The organism is Bradyrhizobium elkanii WSM2783, from assembly GCF_000472865.1.
In the GTDB taxonomy this organism is placed as follows: domain Bacteria; phylum Pseudomonadota; class Alphaproteobacteria; order Rhizobiales; family Xanthobacteraceae; genus Bradyrhizobium; species Bradyrhizobium elkanii_A.
Window position 1 is genome coordinate 39,617 of the sequence record NZ_AXAP01000052.1, and the last position, 19,412, is coordinate 59,028.

23 protein-coding genes are annotated in these 19,412 nt (G+C 62.8%); 11 read left to right on the forward strand and 12 right to left on the reverse strand.

The features are described from left to right. The first annotated feature begins 348 nt into the window (after window positions 1–348). Entirely contained in the window at window positions 349–795 is a 447-nt protein-coding gene (locus YY7_RS62165) for a hypothetical protein (RefSeq protein WP_051397053.1), read from the forward strand. Between the two features lie 164 nt (window positions 796–959). On the opposite strand, the gene glcF is transcribed toward YY7_RS62165, so the two are convergent. After that, window positions 960–2,273, reverse strand: coding sequence for a glycolate oxidase subunit GlcF (gene glcF / locus YY7_RS0133190; RefSeq protein ID WP_028166966.1), 1,314 nt, complete (start codon window positions 2,271–2,273; stop codon window positions 960–962). Further along, window positions 2,270–3,508 (reverse strand): FAD-binding protein, encoded by a 1,239-nt coding sequence (locus YY7_RS0133195; RefSeq protein ID WP_028166967.1) that lies wholly within the window; start codon window positions 3,506–3,508, stop codon window positions 2,270–2,272. The genes glcF and YY7_RS0133195 overlap by 4 nt, the downstream gene beginning before the upstream one ends. A gap of 278 nt (window positions 3,509–3,786) precedes the next feature. Between YY7_RS0133195 and YY7_RS0133200 the strand changes: the two genes are divergently transcribed. Continuing rightward, window positions 3,787–4,122: a putative quinol monooxygenase gene (locus YY7_RS0133200; protein ID WP_028166968.1), complete on the forward strand. Its 336-nt coding sequence runs from the start codon at window positions 3,787–3,789 to the stop codon at window positions 4,120–4,122. A 353-nt stretch (window positions 4,123–4,475) separates the two neighbouring features. Here the strand turns inward: YY7_RS0133200 and YY7_RS0133205 are convergent, their stop codons facing one another. Next, on the reverse strand, window positions 4,476–5,969 hold the full coding sequence (locus YY7_RS0133205) for an FAD-linked oxidase C-terminal domain-containing protein (protein ID WP_028166969.1): 1,494 nt from the start codon (window positions 5,967–5,969) through the stop codon (window positions 4,476–4,478). 225 nt (window positions 5,970–6,194) lie between these two features. Between YY7_RS0133205 and cycA the strand changes: the two genes are divergently transcribed. Beyond that, the gene (gene cycA / locus YY7_RS0133210) at window positions 6,195–6,593 is read left to right on the forward strand and encodes a cytochrome c-550 CycA (RefSeq protein WP_028166970.1); all 399 of its coding nucleotides are present in this window, start codon (window positions 6,195–6,197) and stop codon (window positions 6,591–6,593) included. Window positions 6,594–6,667: 74 nt separating this feature from the next. Here the strand turns inward: cycA and YY7_RS0133215 are convergent, their stop codons facing one another. Continuing rightward, window positions 6,668–7,624 (reverse strand): alpha/beta fold hydrolase, encoded by a 957-nt coding sequence (locus YY7_RS0133215; protein WP_028166971.1) that lies wholly within the window; start codon window positions 7,622–7,624, stop codon window positions 6,668–6,670. A gap of 268 nt (window positions 7,625–7,892) precedes the next feature. On the opposite strand from YY7_RS0133215, the gene YY7_RS0133220 reads away from it, so the two are divergent. Then, entirely contained in the window at window positions 7,893–8,072 is a 180-nt protein-coding gene (locus tag YY7_RS0133220; protein WP_028166972.1) for a hypothetical protein, read from the forward strand. Window positions 8,073–8,108: 36 nt separating this feature from the next. Here the strand turns inward: YY7_RS0133220 and YY7_RS0133225 are convergent, their stop codons facing one another. The 3 genes from YY7_RS0133225 to ykgO all read right to left on the reverse strand — a co-directional run bounded on the left by YY7_RS0133225 (window position 8,109) and on the right by ykgO (window position 9,341). Then, entirely contained in the window at window positions 8,109–8,357 is a 249-nt protein-coding gene (locus tag YY7_RS0133225; protein WP_028166973.1) for a hypothetical protein, read from the reverse strand. A 99-nt stretch (window positions 8,358–8,456) separates the two neighbouring features. After that, entirely contained in the window at window positions 8,457–9,116 is a 660-nt protein-coding gene (locus YY7_RS0133230) for a tetratricopeptide repeat protein (RefSeq protein WP_051397054.1), read from the reverse strand. 99 nt (window positions 9,117–9,215) lie between these two features. Next, on the reverse strand, window positions 9,216–9,341 hold the full coding sequence (gene ykgO, locus YY7_RS0133235; protein ID WP_002718645.1) for a type B 50S ribosomal protein L36: 126 nt from the start codon (window positions 9,339–9,341) through the stop codon (window positions 9,216–9,218). Between the two features lie 259 nt (window positions 9,342–9,600). Between ykgO and YY7_RS0133240 the strand changes: the two genes are divergently transcribed. The 4 genes from YY7_RS0133240 (at window position 9,601) to YY7_RS0133255 (ending at window position 12,724) form a co-directional block, all read left to right on the forward strand. Beyond that, window positions 9,601–10,485, forward strand: coding sequence for an amidohydrolase family protein (locus tag YY7_RS0133240; protein ID WP_028166975.1), 885 nt, complete (start codon window positions 9,601–9,603; stop codon window positions 10,483–10,485). A 146-nt stretch (window positions 10,486–10,631) separates the two neighbouring features. Continuing rightward, a complete protein-coding gene (locus YY7_RS0133245; protein ID WP_028166976.1) occupies window positions 10,632–11,477 on the forward strand; it encodes a dienelactone hydrolase family protein in 846 nt (281 codons plus the stop codon). 2 nt (window positions 11,478–11,479) lie between these two features. Continuing rightward, complete coding sequence (locus tag YY7_RS0133250) at window positions 11,480–12,226, forward strand: haloacid dehalogenase type II (RefSeq protein WP_028166977.1); 747 nt, start codon at window positions 11,480–11,482, stop codon at window positions 12,224–12,226. 3 nt (window positions 12,227–12,229) lie between these two features. Beyond that, window positions 12,230–12,724: a YbaK/EbsC family protein gene (locus YY7_RS0133255; RefSeq protein WP_028166978.1), complete on the forward strand. Its 495-nt coding sequence runs from the start codon at window positions 12,230–12,232 to the stop codon at window positions 12,722–12,724. Here the strand turns inward: YY7_RS0133255 and YY7_RS58765 are convergent. The 4 genes from YY7_RS58765 to YY7_RS0133270 all read right to left on the reverse strand — a co-directional run bounded on the left by YY7_RS58765 (window position 12,712) and on the right by YY7_RS0133270 (window position 15,771). After that, the gene (locus YY7_RS58765) at window positions 12,712–13,065 is read right to left on the reverse strand and encodes a hypothetical protein (protein WP_080663955.1); all 354 of its coding nucleotides are present in this window, start codon (window positions 13,063–13,065) and stop codon (window positions 12,712–12,714) included. The two genes, YY7_RS0133255 and YY7_RS58765, sit on opposite strands and share 13 nt — an antisense overlap. A 145-nt stretch (window positions 13,066–13,210) precedes the next feature. Further along, window positions 13,211–14,203, reverse strand: coding sequence for a tripartite tricarboxylate transporter substrate binding protein (locus YY7_RS0133260; protein WP_028166979.1), 993 nt, complete (start codon window positions 14,201–14,203; stop codon window positions 13,211–13,213). 89 nt (window positions 14,204–14,292) lie between these two features. Beyond that, window positions 14,293–14,814: an REP-associated tyrosine transposase gene (locus YY7_RS0133265; RefSeq protein WP_028166980.1), complete on the reverse strand. Its 522-nt coding sequence runs from the start codon at window positions 14,812–14,814 to the stop codon at window positions 14,293–14,295. A 48-nt stretch (window positions 14,815–14,862) separates the two neighbouring features. Then, window positions 14,863–15,771 (reverse strand): LysR family transcriptional regulator, encoded by a 909-nt coding sequence (locus YY7_RS0133270; protein WP_028166981.1) that lies wholly within the window; start codon window positions 15,769–15,771, stop codon window positions 14,863–14,865. 113 nt (window positions 15,772–15,884) lie between these two features. Here YY7_RS0133270 and YY7_RS0133275 point away from each other — a divergent pair, with 113 nt between their 5' ends. The 3 genes from YY7_RS0133275 to YY7_RS0133285 all read left to right on the forward strand — a co-directional run bounded on the left by YY7_RS0133275 (window position 15,885) and on the right by YY7_RS0133285 (window position 18,655). Beyond that, window positions 15,885–16,583: a pirin family protein gene (locus YY7_RS0133275; RefSeq protein WP_028166982.1), complete on the forward strand. Its 699-nt coding sequence runs from the start codon at window positions 15,885–15,887 to the stop codon at window positions 16,581–16,583. Window positions 16,584–16,722: 139 nt separating this feature from the next. Further along, window positions 16,723–17,322 (forward strand): NAD(P)H:quinone oxidoreductase, encoded by a 600-nt coding sequence (gene wrbA / locus YY7_RS0133280; protein ID WP_028166983.1) that lies wholly within the window; start codon window positions 16,723–16,725, stop codon window positions 17,320–17,322. 385 nt (window positions 17,323–17,707) lie between these two features. Next, the gene (locus tag YY7_RS0133285) at window positions 17,708–18,655 is read left to right on the forward strand and encodes a DUF5996 family protein (protein ID WP_028166984.1); all 948 of its coding nucleotides are present in this window, start codon (window positions 17,708–17,710) and stop codon (window positions 18,653–18,655) included. 44 nt (window positions 18,656–18,699) lie between these two features. On the opposite strand, the gene YY7_RS0133290 is transcribed toward YY7_RS0133285, so the two are convergent. Beyond that, window positions 18,700–18,891 (reverse strand): hypothetical protein, encoded by a 192-nt coding sequence (locus YY7_RS0133290; RefSeq protein WP_028166985.1) that lies wholly within the window; start codon window positions 18,889–18,891, stop codon window positions 18,700–18,702. Window positions 18,892–19,412 lie beyond the last annotated feature (521 nt).

Below are 19,412 nucleotides of genomic sequence, written 5' to 3' on the forward strand. Positions count from 1 at the left end.
AAAAACAGTCCAGCTCTTCCGGCCCCCCGGGGCGAGCGATCACCGACTGCGACCAAAATCCGCAGCCAATCTGGAACGCGACCCCCCTTATGTTGAAGCAAAAAAGACGAGCATGTGCCGACTTTTTAGGCGTTCTGCTCCTTTTGAAAGAGGTTGTTGACGGGTGTTGCAATCTCACAACAACTTTACCGACTTCCCCTCCTCGTGAAGTGCGCCCGCGCCCCCCAAACCGTGGCGGGCTGAGTCTCTTCTGCAACGGTCCGACGAATCATCCCTGTAGCGCTACGATCCATGCGCCTGAAAACGAAAGAGCCGCAGCGGTAAAACGCTGCGGCTCTTGCGTCAGGTTTGGCCTGGTTGCGTCAGGACGGACTGGATGAGTCCTCCGAGCCTTCCGACCTCTCCGAAGGGCTGGGGGTAGCCCAGCTCGGACCGAGTTCAGGCTCCGGCGCGGGAGTGGGGGCAGCGACCGGGGCCGCCGGCTTGGGAGCTGCAGCTTTCTTTGCCGCGCTCTTCTTGGCAGCCTTCTTCGGCGCGGCCTTTTTGGGCGCCGCCTTCTTGGCGGCTTTTTTCGCGGCCTTCGTTGCCGACTTCTTCGCGGATTTCTTCGCGCTCTTCTTGGCAGCCTTCTTGGCAGATTTCTTCGCGGCCTTCTTGGCGACCTTCTTCGCAGACTTCTTCGCCGCTACCGCCTTCTTAACCTTCTTGGCCTTTTTCCCCTTCTTACCCTTCTTCGCTTTAGCCATCGTGATCCTCCTGTTGCCGCTGATTCAGTCTGTCGAGCGCTTCGAATAGTCCGCTTGCCCGGATCAGGATCGTGCTTGTTCGAAGCACCTCCCGCCCCGTCCTTTGTCGTGCATGGCCTCCGCGCAAACGCGTGCGCCTGTCGTGGAGAAAACCGCTACCCGCATCGCCCCAACACGGCCCCCGGGTCCGGTTCATGCTCGATAGGCAATCGATCAATTCACCCCTGGCCGAGGACCTCCTGTCGCCCAATCGAGAAGCTCAATCGTGTGCACCACAGGAACTGACGTACCGCTGGCAATCTGAACCATGCAGCCAATATTGCCCGCAGCGATCATGTCCGGCTTGATTGTCGCGAGGTTGGCGAGCTTCCGATCGCGCAACCTCATCGCAATGTCGGGCTGGAGAATGTTGTAGGTCCCCGCCGAACCGCAACACAAATGGCTCTCCGGTACATCTTTCACCACGAATCCATTCTTGGAAAGCAATACTTTCGGAAGGCCTGTGATTTTCTGCCCGTGCTGCAGCGAACAAGCGGAGTGATAGGCGATGGTGACTTCGTCTTCGAGGCGCGGCGGATCGAGCTCGATGCCGGCCAGATATTCGGTGATGTCCTTTGCCAGCGCGGAGACCTTTGCGGCCGGAGCAGCGAATTCGCGGTCCTCGCGCAGCATGAAACCGTAGTCCTTGATCACGGTGCCGCAGCCTGACGTGGTCACCAGGATGGCGTCGAGGCCGCGCTGTTCCGCCTCCCTCCCCCATGCCGTGATGTTGGCCCGGGCGCGTGCGAGCGCATCGCCGTCCTGTCCGAGGTGATGGGTCAACGCGCCGCAGCATTGCTCGTCCTTGACCAGCACCACCTCGATGCCGTGGCGGGTCAGCACGTTGACGGCGGCCTTGTTGATGCGCGGCGCGAGCACCTGCTGGGCACACCCCTGCAACAGCGCGACCCGTCCCCGCCGTGTCCCGACCGCCGGGAACACGCTTCCCGATGGCGGGCCCGCCGGCGGCAGATTGGATGGCGCCAGCGCCAGCATCTCCTTGATTCGCCGGAGCAGGCTTGGGGTGGGGTCAGCCTTGGGCGTCGGCAATAGCGCCGCGAACGGACGAGCCAAGCGGGCGAGCACCATGCTGGTGCGGAAGGCGGCGGGTCGCGGCAGCACGAAGCCGAGCACGGAGCGCAGCAGTCGCTCGGTGAACGGCCTCTGATAGTCCCGCTCGATCCTGCCCCGGGCCTGGTCGACGAGATGCATATAATGCACGCCGGACGGACAGGTGGTCATGCAGGCGAGGCAAGAGAGGCAGCGGTCGATATGCTTGACCACCTCCGCCGTCGGCGGCTTGTCCTTCTCCAGCATCTCCTTGATCAGGTAGATGCGGCCGCGCGGACTATCGAGCTCGTCGCCGAGCAGCACATAGGTCGGGCAGGTCGCGGTGCAGAAGCCGCAATGGACACAGGCGCGCAGGATCTTGTCGGCCTCGGCGATATCGGGATCGGCGAGTTGAGCGAGCGAGAATTCGGTCTTCATGATGCATTCCCCCGCGTCAGTCGGCCGCGGTTGAGGATGTTCTTGGGGTCAAAGCTCTGGCGCACGCGCTCGCTGAGATCGGCGAGCCCGCGCGGCTGCGGATGGAACACGTCGACGGCGCGCCGGACCTCCTCGGATGCGCGGATCAGGGTGGCGTGGCCGCCGGCAGCCTCGACGCGGCCCCTCACCTGCGCGGCCTGCGCATCCGCCTTGGGCGGCACCGCCGCCCAGATCAACCCGCCGCCCCAATCGTAGATCACATCAGCGCCGGTCTCCCGTGCCAGTGCCTGCCCCAGCGCGCCGCCCGAGGCCGGGGGACAGACGATCCGCCATACCGGCCAGGCGCCGAGCGTGCCAGCCGCCGCGAACGGCGCGACGTCGCGCACCGCGCTCCAGATCGAGAGGGAGGCGGCGTCCTCGATGGTCTCGACCGCGCCGTGGGAAGCGAGCGTCTTGGCGAGGTGCGCCGCACGGTGCGCGGCCGATGCCGCAATCCCCTCGAGCCGCAACAGCGTGACGGCCTGCTCCGGCGCCCCCAGAGCAGCGAGCGCAGCAACGGTCGGCCGGAACGCCGAATTGGGCAGATGCGCCGCACCGGAGACATCGAAGGGCGAGCCGAGCGCCGCGGTCATGGCGCGGCCCGCCGTGACGTCGTCCAGACCGCGCAGGACGAGCGTCCGCTCGGCTTCCGGCTTCGGCATCACCTTCAGCGTCACCTCCGTCATTACCGCGAGCGTTCCCCAGGAACCGCTGAGCAATTTGCAGAGGTCGTAGCCGGTGACGTTCTTCACCACCTTGCCGCCGGTCTTGAAGCTGTCGCCGAAGCCGGAGACGGCATGGGCGCCGAGCAGATGGTCGCGGACGCCGCCGGACTTGATCCGGCGCGGTCCGGCGAGCCCCGCCCCGATCATGCCGCCGATGGTGCCGCTCCCTTTGGTGCCGAGCAGCACCGAGGTATCGACCGGCTCGAAGGCGAATTGCTGGTTCTTGGCGTCGATCAGCGACTGCACGTCGGCAAGCGGCGCGCCGGCCTGCACGGTGATGATCAGTTCGTTCGGCTCATAGGAGACGACCGCGTTCAGCGCGGCGAGATCGACCACCGCATTGGTCGCCATCGGATGGCCGATTTCTCGCCTGGAACCGTGGCCGATGATCTCGAGCGGCTGCTCGGCGGCGATCGCCGCCCGGACCACCTGCTCGACGTCTGCAGCATCCCGTACCTTCCTGATGTCCACGCCTACCGCCTTGCCCTTCCACCGCAACCGCTGCTGTTCTTGCCATCCCTTCTATAGGCATCGATGCCGGACACAAGGGCACGATGGTGGAAGATAACGCTTTCGCAGTCGCCCGCCGGCGATCGATTCGGCACGCGATCCCGGCGCCTCCATCCGCTTAAATATTTCGATCACCATCGAAGCGATTTCGAACATCCTTCGCTCTATATCGAATTATCTACGGCGGCAGGAGATGTAAGAAGCAGCTTCCACGCAACCCAATCAAAGGAGCAACGGCTATGGGTCAATATGCAATCGACAAGACCGTGAAAGACGCCGTCGAGGGCGGCGGCTTGCTGGTGGTCGCGCAATGGGAGGCGAAGGAAGGCCAGGCCGACCGGATCGCCGATATCCTGTCGCGCTTCCTGCCCGAGGCGCAGCGCGAGGCGGGTGCAAAGCTGTTCCTGATCTCGCGCGCCAAGGACAATCCGGCGCAGTTCCTATTCTATGAACTGTTCCGCGACGAGGCCGCCTTCAAGGCGCATCAGGACAGCGCGCATTTCAAGACCTACATCGCCGGCGAAGCGCTGCCGCTATTGGCGAAACGCGAACGTACGCAATACGCGCTGCTGTGATGGTCGATAGTCGCGTGCCGCGCGCCAATTGCCGCGCCCTCTCCCCTTGTGGGAGAGGGCTACTCCGGCGCGAGCAACGTATTCGCTAGGGTGAGGGATCTCTCCCCACGAGCACCTGCGCCCGCCGAGAGAACCCCTCATCCGACGCTTCGCGCCACCTTCTCCCACAAGGGGAGAAGGGAAGAACGCCTTCGCGGCGCCAGTTGATGCGCCCCTTGTGGGAGAGGGCAGCTCCGCTGCCGGCAGCGAGCTCGCTTGGGCGAGGGGTCTCTCTCCACGAACACCTGCGCCCGTGGAAACAAGCCCTCATCTGGCGCTTCGCGCCACCTTCTCCCGCAAGGGGAGAAGGAAGGCTAGAATCTTGGAATATCCGGAAATGCCAGCTTGCCGCCATGCACGTGCACGCGGCCGAGTTCGGCGCAGCGGTGCAGGGTCGGAAACACCTTGCCGGGGTTGAGCAGGCCTTGCGGATCGAAGGCGCATTTCAGGCGCTGCTGCTGGTTGAGATCGATCTCGGAAAACATTTCCGGCATCAGGTCGCGCTTCTCGATGCCGACGCCATGCTCGCCGGTGAGCACGCCGCCGAGTTCGACGCAGCAGCGCAGGATGTCGGCGCCGAAAGCTTCCGCCCGCTCCATCTCCCCGGGCTTGTTGGCATCATAGAGAATCAGCGGATGGAGGTTGCCGTCGCCGGCGTGAAACACGTTGGCAACGCCAAGCTGGTGCTTTTCCGACAGCTCGCGGATGCGCGCCAAGGCCTTCGGCAGCGCGCCGCGTGGGATGGTGCCGTCCATGCAGAGGTAATCGGGCGAGATCCGCCCGACCGCGGGGAAGGCCGCCTTGCGGCCGGCCCAGAACAGGTTGCGCTCGGCTTCCGAATTGGAGATCTGGCAGGTCACCGAGCCACAGCCCTGCGCGATGGTCTCGACCCGCCGGATCAACTCGTCGACCTCGATGCTAGGGCCGTCGAGCTCGATGATCAGGAGCGCCTCGACGTCGAGCGGATAGCCGGCATGGACGAAGGCTTCGGCGGCATGGATCGCCGGCTTGTCCATCATCTCCATGCCTCCAGGGATGATGCCGGCGCCGATGATGCGCGCGACGCATTCGCCGGCGGCCTCGACCTCGGCAAAACCGACCATCAGCGCGCGCGCCGTCTCCGGCTTCTGCAGGATGCGCACGGTGATTTCGGTGATGACGCCGAGCAGGCCCTCCGAGCCGGTGATGATTCCCATGATGTCGTAGCCGGCGTTCTCCGCCGACTTGCCGCCGATGCGCAGGACCTCGCCGTTCATCAGCACGATCTCGCAGCCGAGCACGTTGTTGGTGGTCATGCCGTATTTCAGGCAATGCACGCCGCCGGAATTCTCCGCGACATTGCCGCCGATCGAGCAGGCGATCTGCGATGAGGGATCAGGCGCATAGTAGAAGCCGGCATGCGCCACCGCCTGGCTGATCGCGAGATTGGTGACGCCGGGCTCCGTCACGACGACGCGGTTGTCGAAATCGATCTCGCGGATGCGCTTGAATTTGCCGAGGCCCAGCAGCAGGCCGTCCGCCAGCGGCAGCGCGCCGCCGGACAGCGACGTGCCGGAGCCGCGCGGCACCACCTTGATGCTCCGCTCATGGCAATATTTCAGGACCTTGGAGACCTGCTCGGTGGTATCGGGCAACACCACGACCATCGGCGGCTGGCGATAGGCCGTGAGGCCGTCCGATTCGTAGGCCAGCATCTCGGCCGCACTGTCGATCACGCCCTCGCCCGGCACGATCGCCCGCAATGCAGCAACGATCTCGCTGCGGCGATTGAGAACCGCCTGATCGGCAGCCGGCATCATGATGGCCATGCGGGTCCCTCCAGGCTTTGCGCTTTATCGGTTTATCCGGGAAAATCAAGCATTTCCGGGCCCAAATGGGAAGCCCGGGCGAAACTTGCCGCCCCGCAGATCAAAGTTCTCTCTCGGGCAAGCCTGCCGCCGTGAACACTGTCAAAGTTTCGTCACTTGTCCAATCGAGGCAGGCCTGCCACAAGCGACCCGCCCACCTACCAGGGAAGAAACAAAGAGCACCACATGAAAACATCGATCTTGAGCGCGCTGGCCGTCGTCACCTCAGTGTTCGTTGCGTCGGGCGCGCAGGCGCAGGATGTTGCCGCCGGCAAGACCTCGTTCAACAAGTGCCTCGCCTGCCATGCGATCGGCGAAGGCGCCAAGAACAAGGTCGGCCCCGAGCTCAATGGCATCGACGGCCGCCACTCCGGTACCGCGCCTGACTACAACTATTCGGACGCCAACAAGAACTCCGGCATCACCTGGAACAAGGAACAGTTCCTCGAATACATCAAGGACCCCAAGGCCAAGATTCCCGGCACCAAGATGGCATTCGCCGGCATCAAGAACGAGACGGAAGCCAACAACCTCTGGGCCTTCCTCTCGCAGTTCGACAAGGACGGGAAAATCAAGCAGCAGTAACGCTTCTTGACGGGCTACGGCGCTTGGGCGCGCCGTAGCCGGCCTCTTCACTTCCGACGCGTGAAGCGTTTCTACTATCCTTCCGCCGCAGCGCTATGCGGCTTCCTAATCATCTCCTCGATCTCCCGGATCACCAAGCTAGGTGCAGCGTTCTGGATCATGTGGCCGGTGCCCGGCAGCACGATCAGCTTGGCATGCGGCACGGCGGCCGCGAGCGGGCGGGAGTGGATGTCGGTCGACACCGTCTTGTCGGCGTCGCCGGTGATGATGGTGAGGGGCGCCTCGATCATGCCGTAGCGCGGCGCCTGCTCGGCCACCGCTGCCTTCAACGTCACCAGGTCACGCGCGTTGGCGATGAATTCGCGCGGCCGCAGCAAAAGCGGCGTCGCGGTGTTTTTTACGAAACCGTCCGGCATGGTCTGCGGCAGGAATACACCGCGCGCGCCCGGGCCGGCGAGCAGGGTGCCAAGCGGCAGAGTGATCGTGTAGGCGAACAGCGGGCCGATCACAGGCGTGGCGATCAGCTCGTTATACCTGCCGACGCCGCCCCTCCAGGGATAGGCGACCGGCGCGAGCAGCACGAGGCCGGCTATGCGGTCGGGATCATCGAGCGCCAATCTCAGGCCCAGCGCGCCGCTCCAGGAATGCGCGACCACGACCGCCCGCTCGATGCCGAGCTTCGTCAGCGCCTCCGAGATCATCCGGCCCTGGATAGCAGGCGTGGAGTCGCTGGCCCGTGCGCGGGTGCTCCAGCCATGGCCGGGACGGTCGATCAGGATCACGCGGTGATGTCGGGCGAGGCGCTCGCCGAGCGGGCGGCGCATCACCTCGAGATTGGAGCTTGCACCGTGCAGCATCACGATCGGTGGCGAGGCCGCCTCGCGCGGGCCGATATCGACAACATGCAGCACATCGCCTGTCACCTCGATCATCGCGCCCTGCGCGGGAAAAGCCCGTTGCACCAGCGCGACGCCTAGCTGCGTGGCTGCGGCCAGCAACGCCAGCGCCGCCACCGCGATCACAATCGTCATCAATGAGGCCCGGTTGATCTGCTGCAGGGGAAATTACGGCGCCCGGCGATGCCGATGTCGTATCGTCAGGCCCCTCCGGTTTTCCACAATGCGTCCAGCCTGTGGATAGCGGGTTCATACCAGCGTCATTACCTATTCCGTAGATTCTCGCCGGCATTCTGCCAAAACACGCGGCTTGATCGAGGTGGAACACGGCAAGCCTGTCCACGCAATCCACAGGAACAGGACGCCGCAGCAACAGTTCATAAGGAAATTCGGAGGAGTATCAATGAGTTCCGATCCGTGCGAGACGGCTATCGACCAGATCGTCGCAAGCTGCAATGGTGACCTGCATGGCGCATTGAGGGCGCTGCTGTTGGTCAATGAACAACTCGAGGCCGAGCTGCAACAGCTCTATGCGGCAGCGGCGCGCGACCAGTTCACCCGCAGCGGCAGACTGCTGCATTAAGTTCAAGGGCTCGATCCGGCGCCGTCACTTGAGCCCCTATTTGGGGTTGTCGGCCGGCGGTTGATCCTTTGGGCATTGGCGGATCGTGGAGCGCGCGAGCTTGGCGTCATCGACCGAGTTGTAGGGGCCGTCGGCAAACCAGATGTTCCCGTCGACGATCGGGTTGCTGGTGACGATGTCGCAGGTGTTGGTGGCGCGATTGCCCACCACCCAATAGAGCCCTTCGGCAAGACCGACGGCGGTTGTTGCGACGATCACCGTGCCAGCCAACAGCAAGGATTTCATGGCTTCGCTCCAGGCGGGTTCGAGCGTGAACCAAGCCGGGTAGCGGCAATTGTTCCGCGCTGCAATCGGCTGCCGGAAGTCGTGGTTAATCCCGTCAGACTAGATATCGCGGCCTTCGACCTTTTCGCCGAGCTGCTTCACCAATTCTGGCACCTTTTCCAGGTGCGGATTGATGGCAAGCGCCTTGCGGAAGGCGTCCAGCGCGCGCCTGTCGTCGCCGAGGTCCTGCATGATCATGCCAAGGCCGGCCAACGCGCCGAAATGGCGAGGTTCGCGGATCAGGACCTGCTGGATGTCCTCCAGCGCATGCGCATAGTCATTCTTCAGGTAATAGAGCGTCGCGCGCCGGTTCCAGCCCTCGATATAGTCGGGGCGCAGCTTGATGACGGCATCGAGCAGTTTCAGCGCGACATCGGCGTTCTGGGCGTCCATCGCCGCTTTGGCGCGCACCATCAGAAGCATAGCGGTATCGCTCGGCGTCTGCAGCCACTGCGCCCAAATCCGCGCCTCCACGTGCTTGGCGCTGGCCTCGTCAGGCGCCGCTTTCAGCGCCCCGAACAGGAAATCCAGTCCGCGGGTGCGGTCGGCGCCAACGTTCGGCAACTTGCTGGGCGCTTCGGGGAGCTTCTTCTGCTCCTTGGGGGGAGGGATGACCCGGGGATCGCCCTGGGCAAGCGCTACCGCCGGCGCCGCAATCACGATCGCGGCGATCAGGAGCGCAAGCTTGCGGGTTATGAGCGTGAGGAATCTCAATTCCATCAGCATAGTTTAAACGCACAACGTCGCGCTGCAAAGCAGCGCGACGTCAAAGACGTGTGAAACGATTGCGTCCGGGCGAGCCGGCGGAACGACCCGCGATCAGCCTTGGCGGGCCTTGAAGCGGCGCTGCACCTTGTTGATCACATAGACCCGGCCCTTGCGGCGGACCAGACGGTTGTTGCGATGGCGGCCGCGCAGCGATTTCAGCGAGTTACGGACCTTCATGGGACAATCCTGATGCGTTGAAAGGCCGTGCTCAAGCCCGAACCTAAAACCTGCCCAAATGTGGCAAAATGGGATTCATCCCGAAAAACGGCCCTGCCGCCCGGGACGGCCGCGTTCTAAGCGATCGGTGGCATAAATGTCAATCCGAATAGGCTGCAACCCGCGGGGTTTCTGGCTGCCTTGCGGAATTCGTTATATAGTATAATCAATTTGGAAACCCCAGCAAACAAGCCGGTGGGAACCCCAAGGACGCCCAAGGATGCCCAAGCTCAAACTGCCCGACATCGACAATGTCGTCGCGATCGACATCCACACCCACGCCGAGGAGCCCTGCGGCATGCATGGCGACGACGGCTATGACGATTTCCAGGCGCAGATGGCGGAGTACTTCAAGTCGCCGCATAAGCATCCGCCGACCGTGCCGGAAACCGCGGCCTATTACCGATCCAAGAACATCGCGGCCGTGATCTTCCCTGTCGATGCCGAGCGCGAGACCGGCTTCCGCCGCTACAACAATTACGAGATGCTGGAAGTCGCCTCGGAAAATCTCGATGTGCTGATTCCCTTCGTCAGCATCGATCCGCATAAGGGCAAGCTCGGCGTGCGCGAGGCGCGGAAGCTGATCGAGGACTACGGCGTCCGCGGCTTCAAATTCCACCCGACCATGCAGGGGTTCTATCCGAACGACCGCCTGGCCTATCCGCTCTATGAAGCGATCAATGACGGCGGCGCGATCGCGCTGTTCCACACCGGGCAGACCGGCGTCGGCAGTGGCATGCCGGGCGGCATGGGGATGCGGCTGAAATATTCCAATCCGATGTATATGGACGATGTCGCCGCCGACTTCCCCGACCTCAAGATCATCCTCGCGCACCCATCCTTCCCCTGGCAGGAAGAGGCGCTCTCGGTCGCGACCCACAAGCCGAACGTCTACATCGACCTCTCCGGCTGGTCGCCGAAATATTTCCCGCCGATCCTCGTGCGCTACATCAACTCGATCCTGCAGGACAAGATGCTGTTCGGCTCCGACTGGCCGGTGATCACGCCGGACCGCTGGCTTGCGGATTTCGCCAAGCTCGACATCCGCGAGGAGATCCGCCCCAAAGTGCTGAAGGCCAACGCGCGGAAGATTTTGGGTATATAAGCGATCTTTGGATCATGATCCGATTAGACGAAATCGGATCATGATCTTATCTCTTTTGTTTGAGCATGATCTTTTCGGAAAACCGGTTTCCACTTTTCCGGATCATGCTCTAGATCGCCGGCAGGCGGGCGAACGGGAGATGGTCGATGCCAAGCCTCGCCAAGGTCGCTGCCACTATCGCTGCCATCGTCGCTGCACTCCTGACCGCGAGCGCGACCGCGTGCCTCGCGACTGATCTACCCGAGGGCCGTCTCGTCGAGATCGAAAATCCGCTGGCGAGCTCCCAGCCCCTGCAAGGTTACCTGCGGCAGCCCCGCGATGCCGGCCCGTTGCCGGCCGTGGTGCTGCTTCATGGCTGCAATGGCGGCTGGCGCCAGCTCGACCAGCGCTGGGGCAAGCTGATCGTCTCCTGGAGCTATGTCACGCTCACGGTGGACCGCTTTGGTCCGCGCGGCCTCAGCAGCACCTGCACCGGCGGCCCGCCGCCCGCAACCGTCTTCGACGCCTATCGGGCGCTGGACTTCCTCGTACAGCAGCCTTTCGTCGATCGCGATCGTGTCGCGGTTCTCGGCTTCTCGCAGGGCGGATTGCTGGCGCTGACCTCGGTCGAGCGCGGCATGATCGAGCGGATATCGAACGACAAATTCCACGCGGCGATTGCATTCTATCCGCCGTGCCTCGGCATCAAGGACAGCATGACTGTGCCGACGCTGATCCTGATCGGCGAGCTCGACGACTGGACGCTGGCGAAGGAGTGCCGCAACCTTGTGGAAGGCCGCGATGACTATGGCATCTCGCGCCAGAAGGGCCTCGGCGTTCCAATCGAATTCATCGTCTATCCCGGCGCCTATCACGGCTTCGATGTTCCGGGCCTTGCAACGCCGATACAGTTTCTCGGGCATCGTCTCGAATTCAACCAGGCAGCCCGGGATCAATCGGTCGACGCGGTCCGCAAATTCCTGTATGCGACGATCGGCGGGCAAGAGAAGTGACAATGACCATCAAAGCCGTCGTCTTCGATGCCTATGGCACGCTTTATGACGTCCAATCGGTCGCAGAAGTGACCGAGGATGCGTTTCCCGGCTATGGCGAGATCATTACGCAGATCTGGCGCATCAAGCAGCTCGAATATAGCTGGCTGCGCTCGCTGATGCGGCGCTACCAGGATTTCTCCGTCGTCACGCGCGACTCGCTCGCCTACACACTGCGTAGCCTCGGCCTGCAATATGATGCCGGAACATTCGACAGGATCATCGACAAATACCTGCATCTTGATCTCTATCCGGATGCGCTCGCCTCACTCGAGGCGATGAAAGACAAGAAACTTGCGATCCTCTCCAACGGCAGCCCCGACATGCTGAACGCGCTGGTGCGCAACAGCGGGCTCGACCGCGTGCTCGACGCAACCATCAGCGTCGATACCAAGAAGGTCTTCAAGCCGAGCCCGGAGGCCTACACGCTGATCGAAGACGTGCTTGGCTTGTCCCCCGCGGAGGTCCTGTTCATCTCCTCGAATCCGTGGGACGCCTGCGGTGCCAAGGCGTTCGGCTTGAATGTCGCCTGGATCGAGCGGGTGACGCCGCAGGCCATGGCGCTCGCCTGCGTCGAAAGCGAGTCCTTGCCACCGCTCACGATGTTCAAGGCGCTGCGCACCCAGATGGACGAGCTCGGCGTTGTGCCCGACCACCGCATCCATGCACTATCCGACCTTCCCGCGCTGCTGTCTTCCCACAGGTCTTAGAATATGAGTCTTGAATCCGTTCGCGCCTTCTTCGCCGAGAAGGCGCCCGACATTGCCGTGATCGAATCGACCAAGAGCTCCGCGACCGTAGCGCTGGCGGCGGAAGCCTATGGCGTCGAGCCGGGACGAATCGCCAAGACACTGTCGCTGCGGGTCGGCGAGCGCGTGGTGCTGATCGTCACCAGCGGCACTTCGCGGATGGACAACAAGAAGGTGAAGGCGCTGTTTGGCGTCAAGCCGAAGATGCTGGGGCTGCACGAGGTCGCCGATATCACCGGGCACGAGGTCGGCGGCGTCTGCCCCTTTGGCCTGAGGACGCCATTGCCGATCTATTGCGATGTGTCACTGAAGGCTTTCGACATCGTCGTACCCGCCGCCGGCTCGACCCACAGCGCAGTCAGGATCGCGCCGGCGCGGATGGCGGAATTGACGTCGGCCGAATGGGTTGACCTCTGCGAGCATCGGCCGCAGGAAGAAGTGTCGGCCTATTCGTCGTAACGTCTCGACGGCGCCGACTGATGCTGCTGCACCGGCGGTGGCGCTCCCCGTGGACGCGGAGTGGCTTGTGGCGACACACGCGAAGGCGGCTGCTGGGCGCTCGCGCTGGATTCGAATACCGCACGGCAATCATGGGAGAGTTGCGGCGTGTTCTGCCGCAAACATGCCGTGATCCGGTTGGCGTCAGGAATTTGATCGCTGCAGAGCCGCCAGACGTCGGGCGTGCAGGCCATCTGCTGTTCCCAGGTTCCGCGATACTCTTCGGAGAATGCCGGGTTTTGCACGAGTAGTCCGGAGCCGATCAGGATTACGCAACCCAAGGCAACGCGCGGCGTTCGCATGCGGGATCCTCTTCCAATATCTCGTCGATAAACGTCTCGTTCAATTGCATCTCGGCGCGCCGGTTCCAGCACACGCCACGTTTTAACTATGACAAATGAATGAGACTGCGGAAGGTTCGCGACCCGCAACAAAACGTGAAATCGCCTACCCCACTTTGCCGATTTTCTTGACCGCCGCGATCAGCCGCGCGCTGTCGTCGTCGACGAATTTGGAAAACTCCGGCGCATCGAGATAGGCGACTGGACTGCCGGCAATCTCGAAGGTCTTGACGACCTCCGGCGCCTTCACTGCTTCCGCCATCGCCTCGCGCAGTCGCGTCATGACCGGCGCCGGCAATGCGCGCTGCGCAAACAGGCCGGCCCAGATGTAGAACTCGACATCCTTGTAGCCGAGCTCCTTGAACGTCGGCAGGTCGGGAAAGCTGGCGACGCGTTCGGCGCCCCAATTGGCAAGCACCCGCATCTTGCCGTCGGCGACCTGCTGTTTCAGCGTGCCCGGGGCGGACGCCACCGCCTGCACCGTGCCGCTCAGCAGCGCGGTCAGCGCCGGGCCTGCGCCGCGGAACGGCACGTGCAGCAATTTGATGCCGGCGCTCGCGGCAAACATTTCCATCGCGACGTGAAGCGTGCCATAGGGACCGGACGAGCCATAGGGAATCTGGCCCGGGCGCTGTTTGGCATCATCGACAAAGTCCTGCAGCGTCTTCCATGGGGCGGAGGCCGGCACCGCGAGCAGCGTCGGATCGGCGAGCACGCGCGCGACCGGCGCGAATTGCGAGACCTCATAGGCGACGGGGCGATCGAACAGCCGATCGGCTTCGGGCAGCACGGCGAGCGAGGACAGCGTCATCAGCAGCGTGTAGCCGTCCGGCTCGGCGCGCGCCGCCTGCGCATTGCCGACGGAGCCGCCAGCTCCACCGGCGCGGTTGTCGACGATCACGGGCTTGCCGAGGATCCGCTCCAGCGCCAGCGCCACCGGCCGCGCCGCAAGATCAGCCTGCCCACCGGCCGGAAACGGCACGATCATGGTGACGTTGCGGTTGGGATAGACAGCGCCTTGCGCAAAGGCAGCGTGCGAAAGCGCGGCATGCGCGAGCGGCAAGACGGCGGCAGTTTTCAAAAGCTCGCGGCGATTCATCGGCATTTTCTCCCCAGTGGTTTGTTTGGTTTCTGGAGAAGAGCCTAACCACAAATTGTAGGGTGGGCAAAGCGAAGCGTGCCCACCATTCACTCACCGAACGATCCTCGAATCTGCTTCATATCCCCGCCCCAATCCGCATCAAGCAACCCGCGCTCGACGTAGCGATGAAAACTGCTATGCGGCCAGTCCGCAACTCGCGTGACATGCCCATGCTTCACCGGATTGAAGTGAATGTAGTCCACATGCCGCTCGAGATCAGTGTCATCGCGGATCGCATGCTCCCAAAAGCGACGCTGCCAGATACCTTTCTCCCGCTTGACGATCTTGCTTGGGGATCGCGGCTCGTTCTCAACACCGCGTGAGAAACCACTTTTGATCAGGCTCCAGCGAGCGGAGAAGTCCGCATCTTGCTCTGGAAGGGTCCAGACGGTGTGAATGTGGTCCGGCAAAATACAGATTGCGACGGTCTCAAACGGACGACGTTCGCAGACCATTCGATAGATCCGTCGCAAGCGGTCAATTTCGCTGACGAGCAAGTTGCTCGATCGATCGGCGAGGACAACCGTGAAGAAGAAAGTGCTGCTTTTTGCACGTCGGTACTGCGGCATGGTCTCTCCACCGCCCTAGAATGGTGGGCACGCTTCGCTTTGCCCACCCTACCGCCTCTTGCCCTTTACGAAATGCTTCGCCAGGAAATCGGCGAGCACTTCGACGCGCGCGGGGCGCGGGCCGCCGGGGGGCGTTACCAGGTGCACGGCGCCTTCGGGCAGCTTCCAACCCTTGAGGATCACCTCGACCTCGCCGCGCGCGATGGCTTCTCCGATGATGAAATCAGGGAGATCGGCGATGCCGAGGCCGGCGATAACCGCCGGCAGCAGCGCTTCGCCATTGTTGACACGCAACTGTCCGGCGGGACGCACGCTCGCCTGCTCGCCGGCCGCGTTGGTGTAGTGCCAGACGCCTGCGGTCGAGAGATAGGCGTAGCCGAAGCATTTGTGCTCGGCGAGATGCATCGGATGCGTCGGCCGGCCGTAGCGCTTCAGGTAGGACGACGCCGCCACCGTGTAGCGCGGCATCGCGCAGAGCCGCCGCGCGATCAGGGATGAATCGGGCAGGCGCGCGATGCGCAGGCCGGCATCGAAACCTTCGCCGATCAAGTCGACAGTGGCGTCGCTCAAATGCAGGTCGATCGACACTTCCGGATATTTCTCCAGAAATTCCGGCAACAGTGGCGCGACTGATTTCACCCCGAAGGTCATGGGCACTGCGAGCCGCACCAGGCCGCGCGGGGTGACTGATTGTGCCAGGGCCTCATTCTCGGCCGCCTCGCCGTCGGCAAGCAGCCGCGCGGCGCGCTCGGACAGTTTTTGCCCGGCATCCGTCAGCGCCAGCCGCCGCGAGGTGCGGTTGAACAATCGGGCCCCGAGCCGATCCTCAAGCCGGCTGACCGCCTTGGAGACAGTGGCCTTCGACAGCGCAAGCTCGGTTGCGGCGGCCGCAAATGACCGTAATTCCACGACTTTTGCGAAGATTGCGAGCGCCTCGAAATCCGGGAGCTTTGACATTCTGGCGACCGCCCTCTACCACAAACGGAAACAATGAGTTTCGATAGTTTCTATTTCTATACCACACTCGACGGCGTATCCAAACGCAATCGAAGTTTAAGGAAATACCCCCGATGATCGAACTCAGACCCTATGCGAAGCTCGGCGGCGCCGACCATGGCTGGCTGAAGGCCAAGCACCACTTCTCGTTCGGCAACCACTACGACCCGAACAATATGAACCACGGCGCTTTGCGGGTGTGGAACGATGACGAGATCGCGCCGAACACCGGCTTTCCGCCGCATCCCCATGCCAACATGGAAATCATCACCTACGTCCGCGAAGGCGCGATCACGCACCAGGATTCGCTCGGCAACAAGGGCCGGACCGAGGCCGGCGACGTGCAGGTGATGAGCGCGGGAAACGGCATCCGCCACGCCGAGTACAATCTCGAGCCGTCGAAGACGAAGATCTTCCAGATCTGGATCGAGCCGACGACGCAAGGCGGCGAGCCGACCTGGGGCTCCAAGCCGTTTCCAAAAGGCGACCGCTCCGGCAAGCTCGTCACGATCGCGAGCGGCTTTGCGGACGATGCCGATGCGCTGCCGATCCGCGCCAAGGCGCGCGTGCTCGCCACTACGCTGAAAGCTGGCGAAAGCGCGGAATATGCGCCGGAGCAAAAGCGGCATCTTTACCTTGTGCCCGCGGTCGGCAGCATCGAAGTCAACGGCGTGCGTGTCGATGCCCGTGACGGTGCCGCGATCCGCGACGAAGCCAAGCTGAGAATCACCGCGCTGAAAGATTCCGAGCTGGTGCTGGTCGACGCGGCGTAACACGACTGGTCATGCCCGGGCTTGCACCCGGACATTCATCCCTCCCGCAAGAGTCCTCTCAATGTGATGGATTGTCGGGCCGAGCCCGGCAACGACACCTTACTTCGACACTGCCTATCCCAACCAAAGGAGAGCCATCATGGCCAAAGTTCTCGTCCTCTATTATTCCGCCTATGGTCACATCGAGGCCATGGCGAATGCGGTCGCCGAAGGCGCCCGCGAAGCCGGCGCCAGCGTCGATATCAAGCGCGTGCCCGAACTGGTGCCGGCCGAAGTCGCAAAGGCGTCATACTACAAGCTCGACCAGGCAGCGCCGGTCGCGAAGATCGATGATCTCGTCAATTATGATGCGATCATCATCGGCACCGGCACCCGCTTCGGCCGCATGTCCTCGCAGATGGCGAACTTCCTCGATCAGGCCGGCGGTCTCTGGGCCAAGGGCGCCCTGCATGGCAAGGTCGGTGGCGCCTTCACCTCGACCGCGACCCAGCATGGCGGGCAGGAAACAACGCTGTTCTCGATCATCACCAACCTCCTGCATTTCGGCCTCACCGTGGTCGGCCTCAATTACGGCTTTGCCGGCCAGATGAAGCTCGACGAGATCACCGGCGGATCGCCTTATGGCGCCACCACCATCACCGGCGGCGACGGCAGCCGGCAACCGACTGCGAATGAGCTTGCGGGCGCACGTTATCAAGGACGTGTGATCGCGGAGACCGCGAAGAAACTGCATGGCTGATGCGAGTTCGAGGGCGTTCTCGTTTGCGAGCATCGCCCTATGTAGAGCGTGCGGTCGGAGCCTTCATTTCGATCGCACCTTCATGTTCAAAACCGCATGACTGCAGCCGCCAGGTCCCTGCCCCCCGGACCTGGCGGCACATGCGCGTCGGGGACCACGACATGGTTGAAATGCTTTTCATGGCGCAGTTGGTGCGCAGACCGCTGCAGGCGATGGCGCGACGCTGGTGGTGTAAGAGTCTTTTCCGTGCCACGCGCGGGCAACGCCGTTGCCCGGAATGCACGAAGTCGTGATGTCGATTTGTCGGCCCGCATGCTTGGAGCTGCCATAACGAACTCGTGATAAAGTGATTACCTTCACGGTCACTAAGCAGCGAGATGCTGGCATGAGCAACACCAAGCAAACTCAATGGCCGGAACTGCCGACCGCGGCATGGCGTGACACCTGTGCCACTCTGCATCTCTGGACCCAGATCGTCGGCAAGATCCGGTTGGCCAAGTCGCCCTGGCTGAATCATTCGTGGCACGTCACGCTTTATGTCACCGCGCGCGGGCTGACCACCTCGCCGATCGCTAACGGCATTAGAACCTTTCAAATCGATTTCGACTTCATCGACCACGCCTTGCGCATTTCGACCAGTGACGGCGCCGAGCGGCACTTTGCGCTGGCCGGGCTCTCGGTGGCGAGCTTCTACGCGGCGGTGCTCGCGGCGCTGAAAGAGCTCGACATCGACGTTGCGATCGACGACATGCCGAACGAATTACCGGACCCGATCCGTTTCCCGGAAGACAGCCAGCACCGGTCCTATGATGCAGACGCGGTGCGGCGCTTCTTCCAGATCCTCTTGAACTGCGACCGGCTGTTCAAGCAGTTCCGCACCGGCTTCCTCGGCAAAGCCAGCCCTGTACATTTCTTCTGGGGCAGCTTTGATCTCGCGGTGACGCGTTTTTCCGGCAGGAGCGCACCACGCCATCCCGGCGGCGTGCCGAACCTCCCGGATGCGGTGGCACACGAAGCCTATTCGCACGAGGTGAGCAGCGCGGGTTTCTGGCCAGGCGGCGGCGCCATCGATTATCCGGCGTTCTATTCCTATGCGTATCCCGAACCCGCGGGCTTCCGCACCGCCAAGGTGCGACCCGACTCAGCCTTCTTCAGCGAAGCCCTCAGCGAATTCGTCCTGCCCTATGATGCCGCGCGCATCTCCGCCGATCCCGACCGGGCGGTGCTGGAATTCCTGCAAAGCACCTATGAGGCCGCCGCTATTGCCGCAAAATGGGATCGCGATGCGCTGGAATGCCCGCTTGGCCGACCCGGCGTGGTGCGGCAGCTCTGAGGCACGCCGGCCTTGGATCGTGATCCGATCAGGTTTGATCGGCTCTAATTCAACAGCTCCGGCTGTGTCACGGTTTGCCTGATCTGCGCACCACAATCGGAGCATTCATAGGTGAAGTCGATCTTGGCCAGGCTCCAATGCGGCGCGACATCCGTGACGAACATCGGAAGACCTGCGCAGCTCGGGCACATGATGAAGTCCGGTTCCACGGCATGGTGATGGATGTAGGCTGGCATGTCGGCTCTCCTTGCGGAACATTCCCCGGTGGCCCAACCCGGAAGCCAGCATACGGCGCTGCAGCGATCACAATTGTGGACTTTTGCGAACATAGAAGGAACACCCACACAATCCTCGTGAGTGTGACAATTCTGCATTGAAGCGGCGTTGGTGCGTAGGGGTGGGCGAGGCGAAGCGTGCCCACCATCACGAGCGGAGTGTTGATGGTGGGCACGTCGCTGTGCTCCTTTGCCCACCCTTCTGTAACGGGCCTTGCTCAGTCAATCCCTTTTGCGTCATCCACTCGCCGGGGTCTCGCTTCTGTACGGGGTCGGTGCAAGACCGCCACCTGATGGGGTTGGAGAGGATCGGTCGGCCAATCTACAGGAGCGTGGTTACGAGCCACCTGGTGGGCAACGGCCTGACCTGATCCATCGTCCCGGCGAAGGGACTTCGCTTCGAGAAGGCCTGGTGTGGTGACCCGCCCGAAAACCTGGTGTGCGCCTCCCTGTCAGGCTGCCGCCGCGGCGGCGTTGAACGG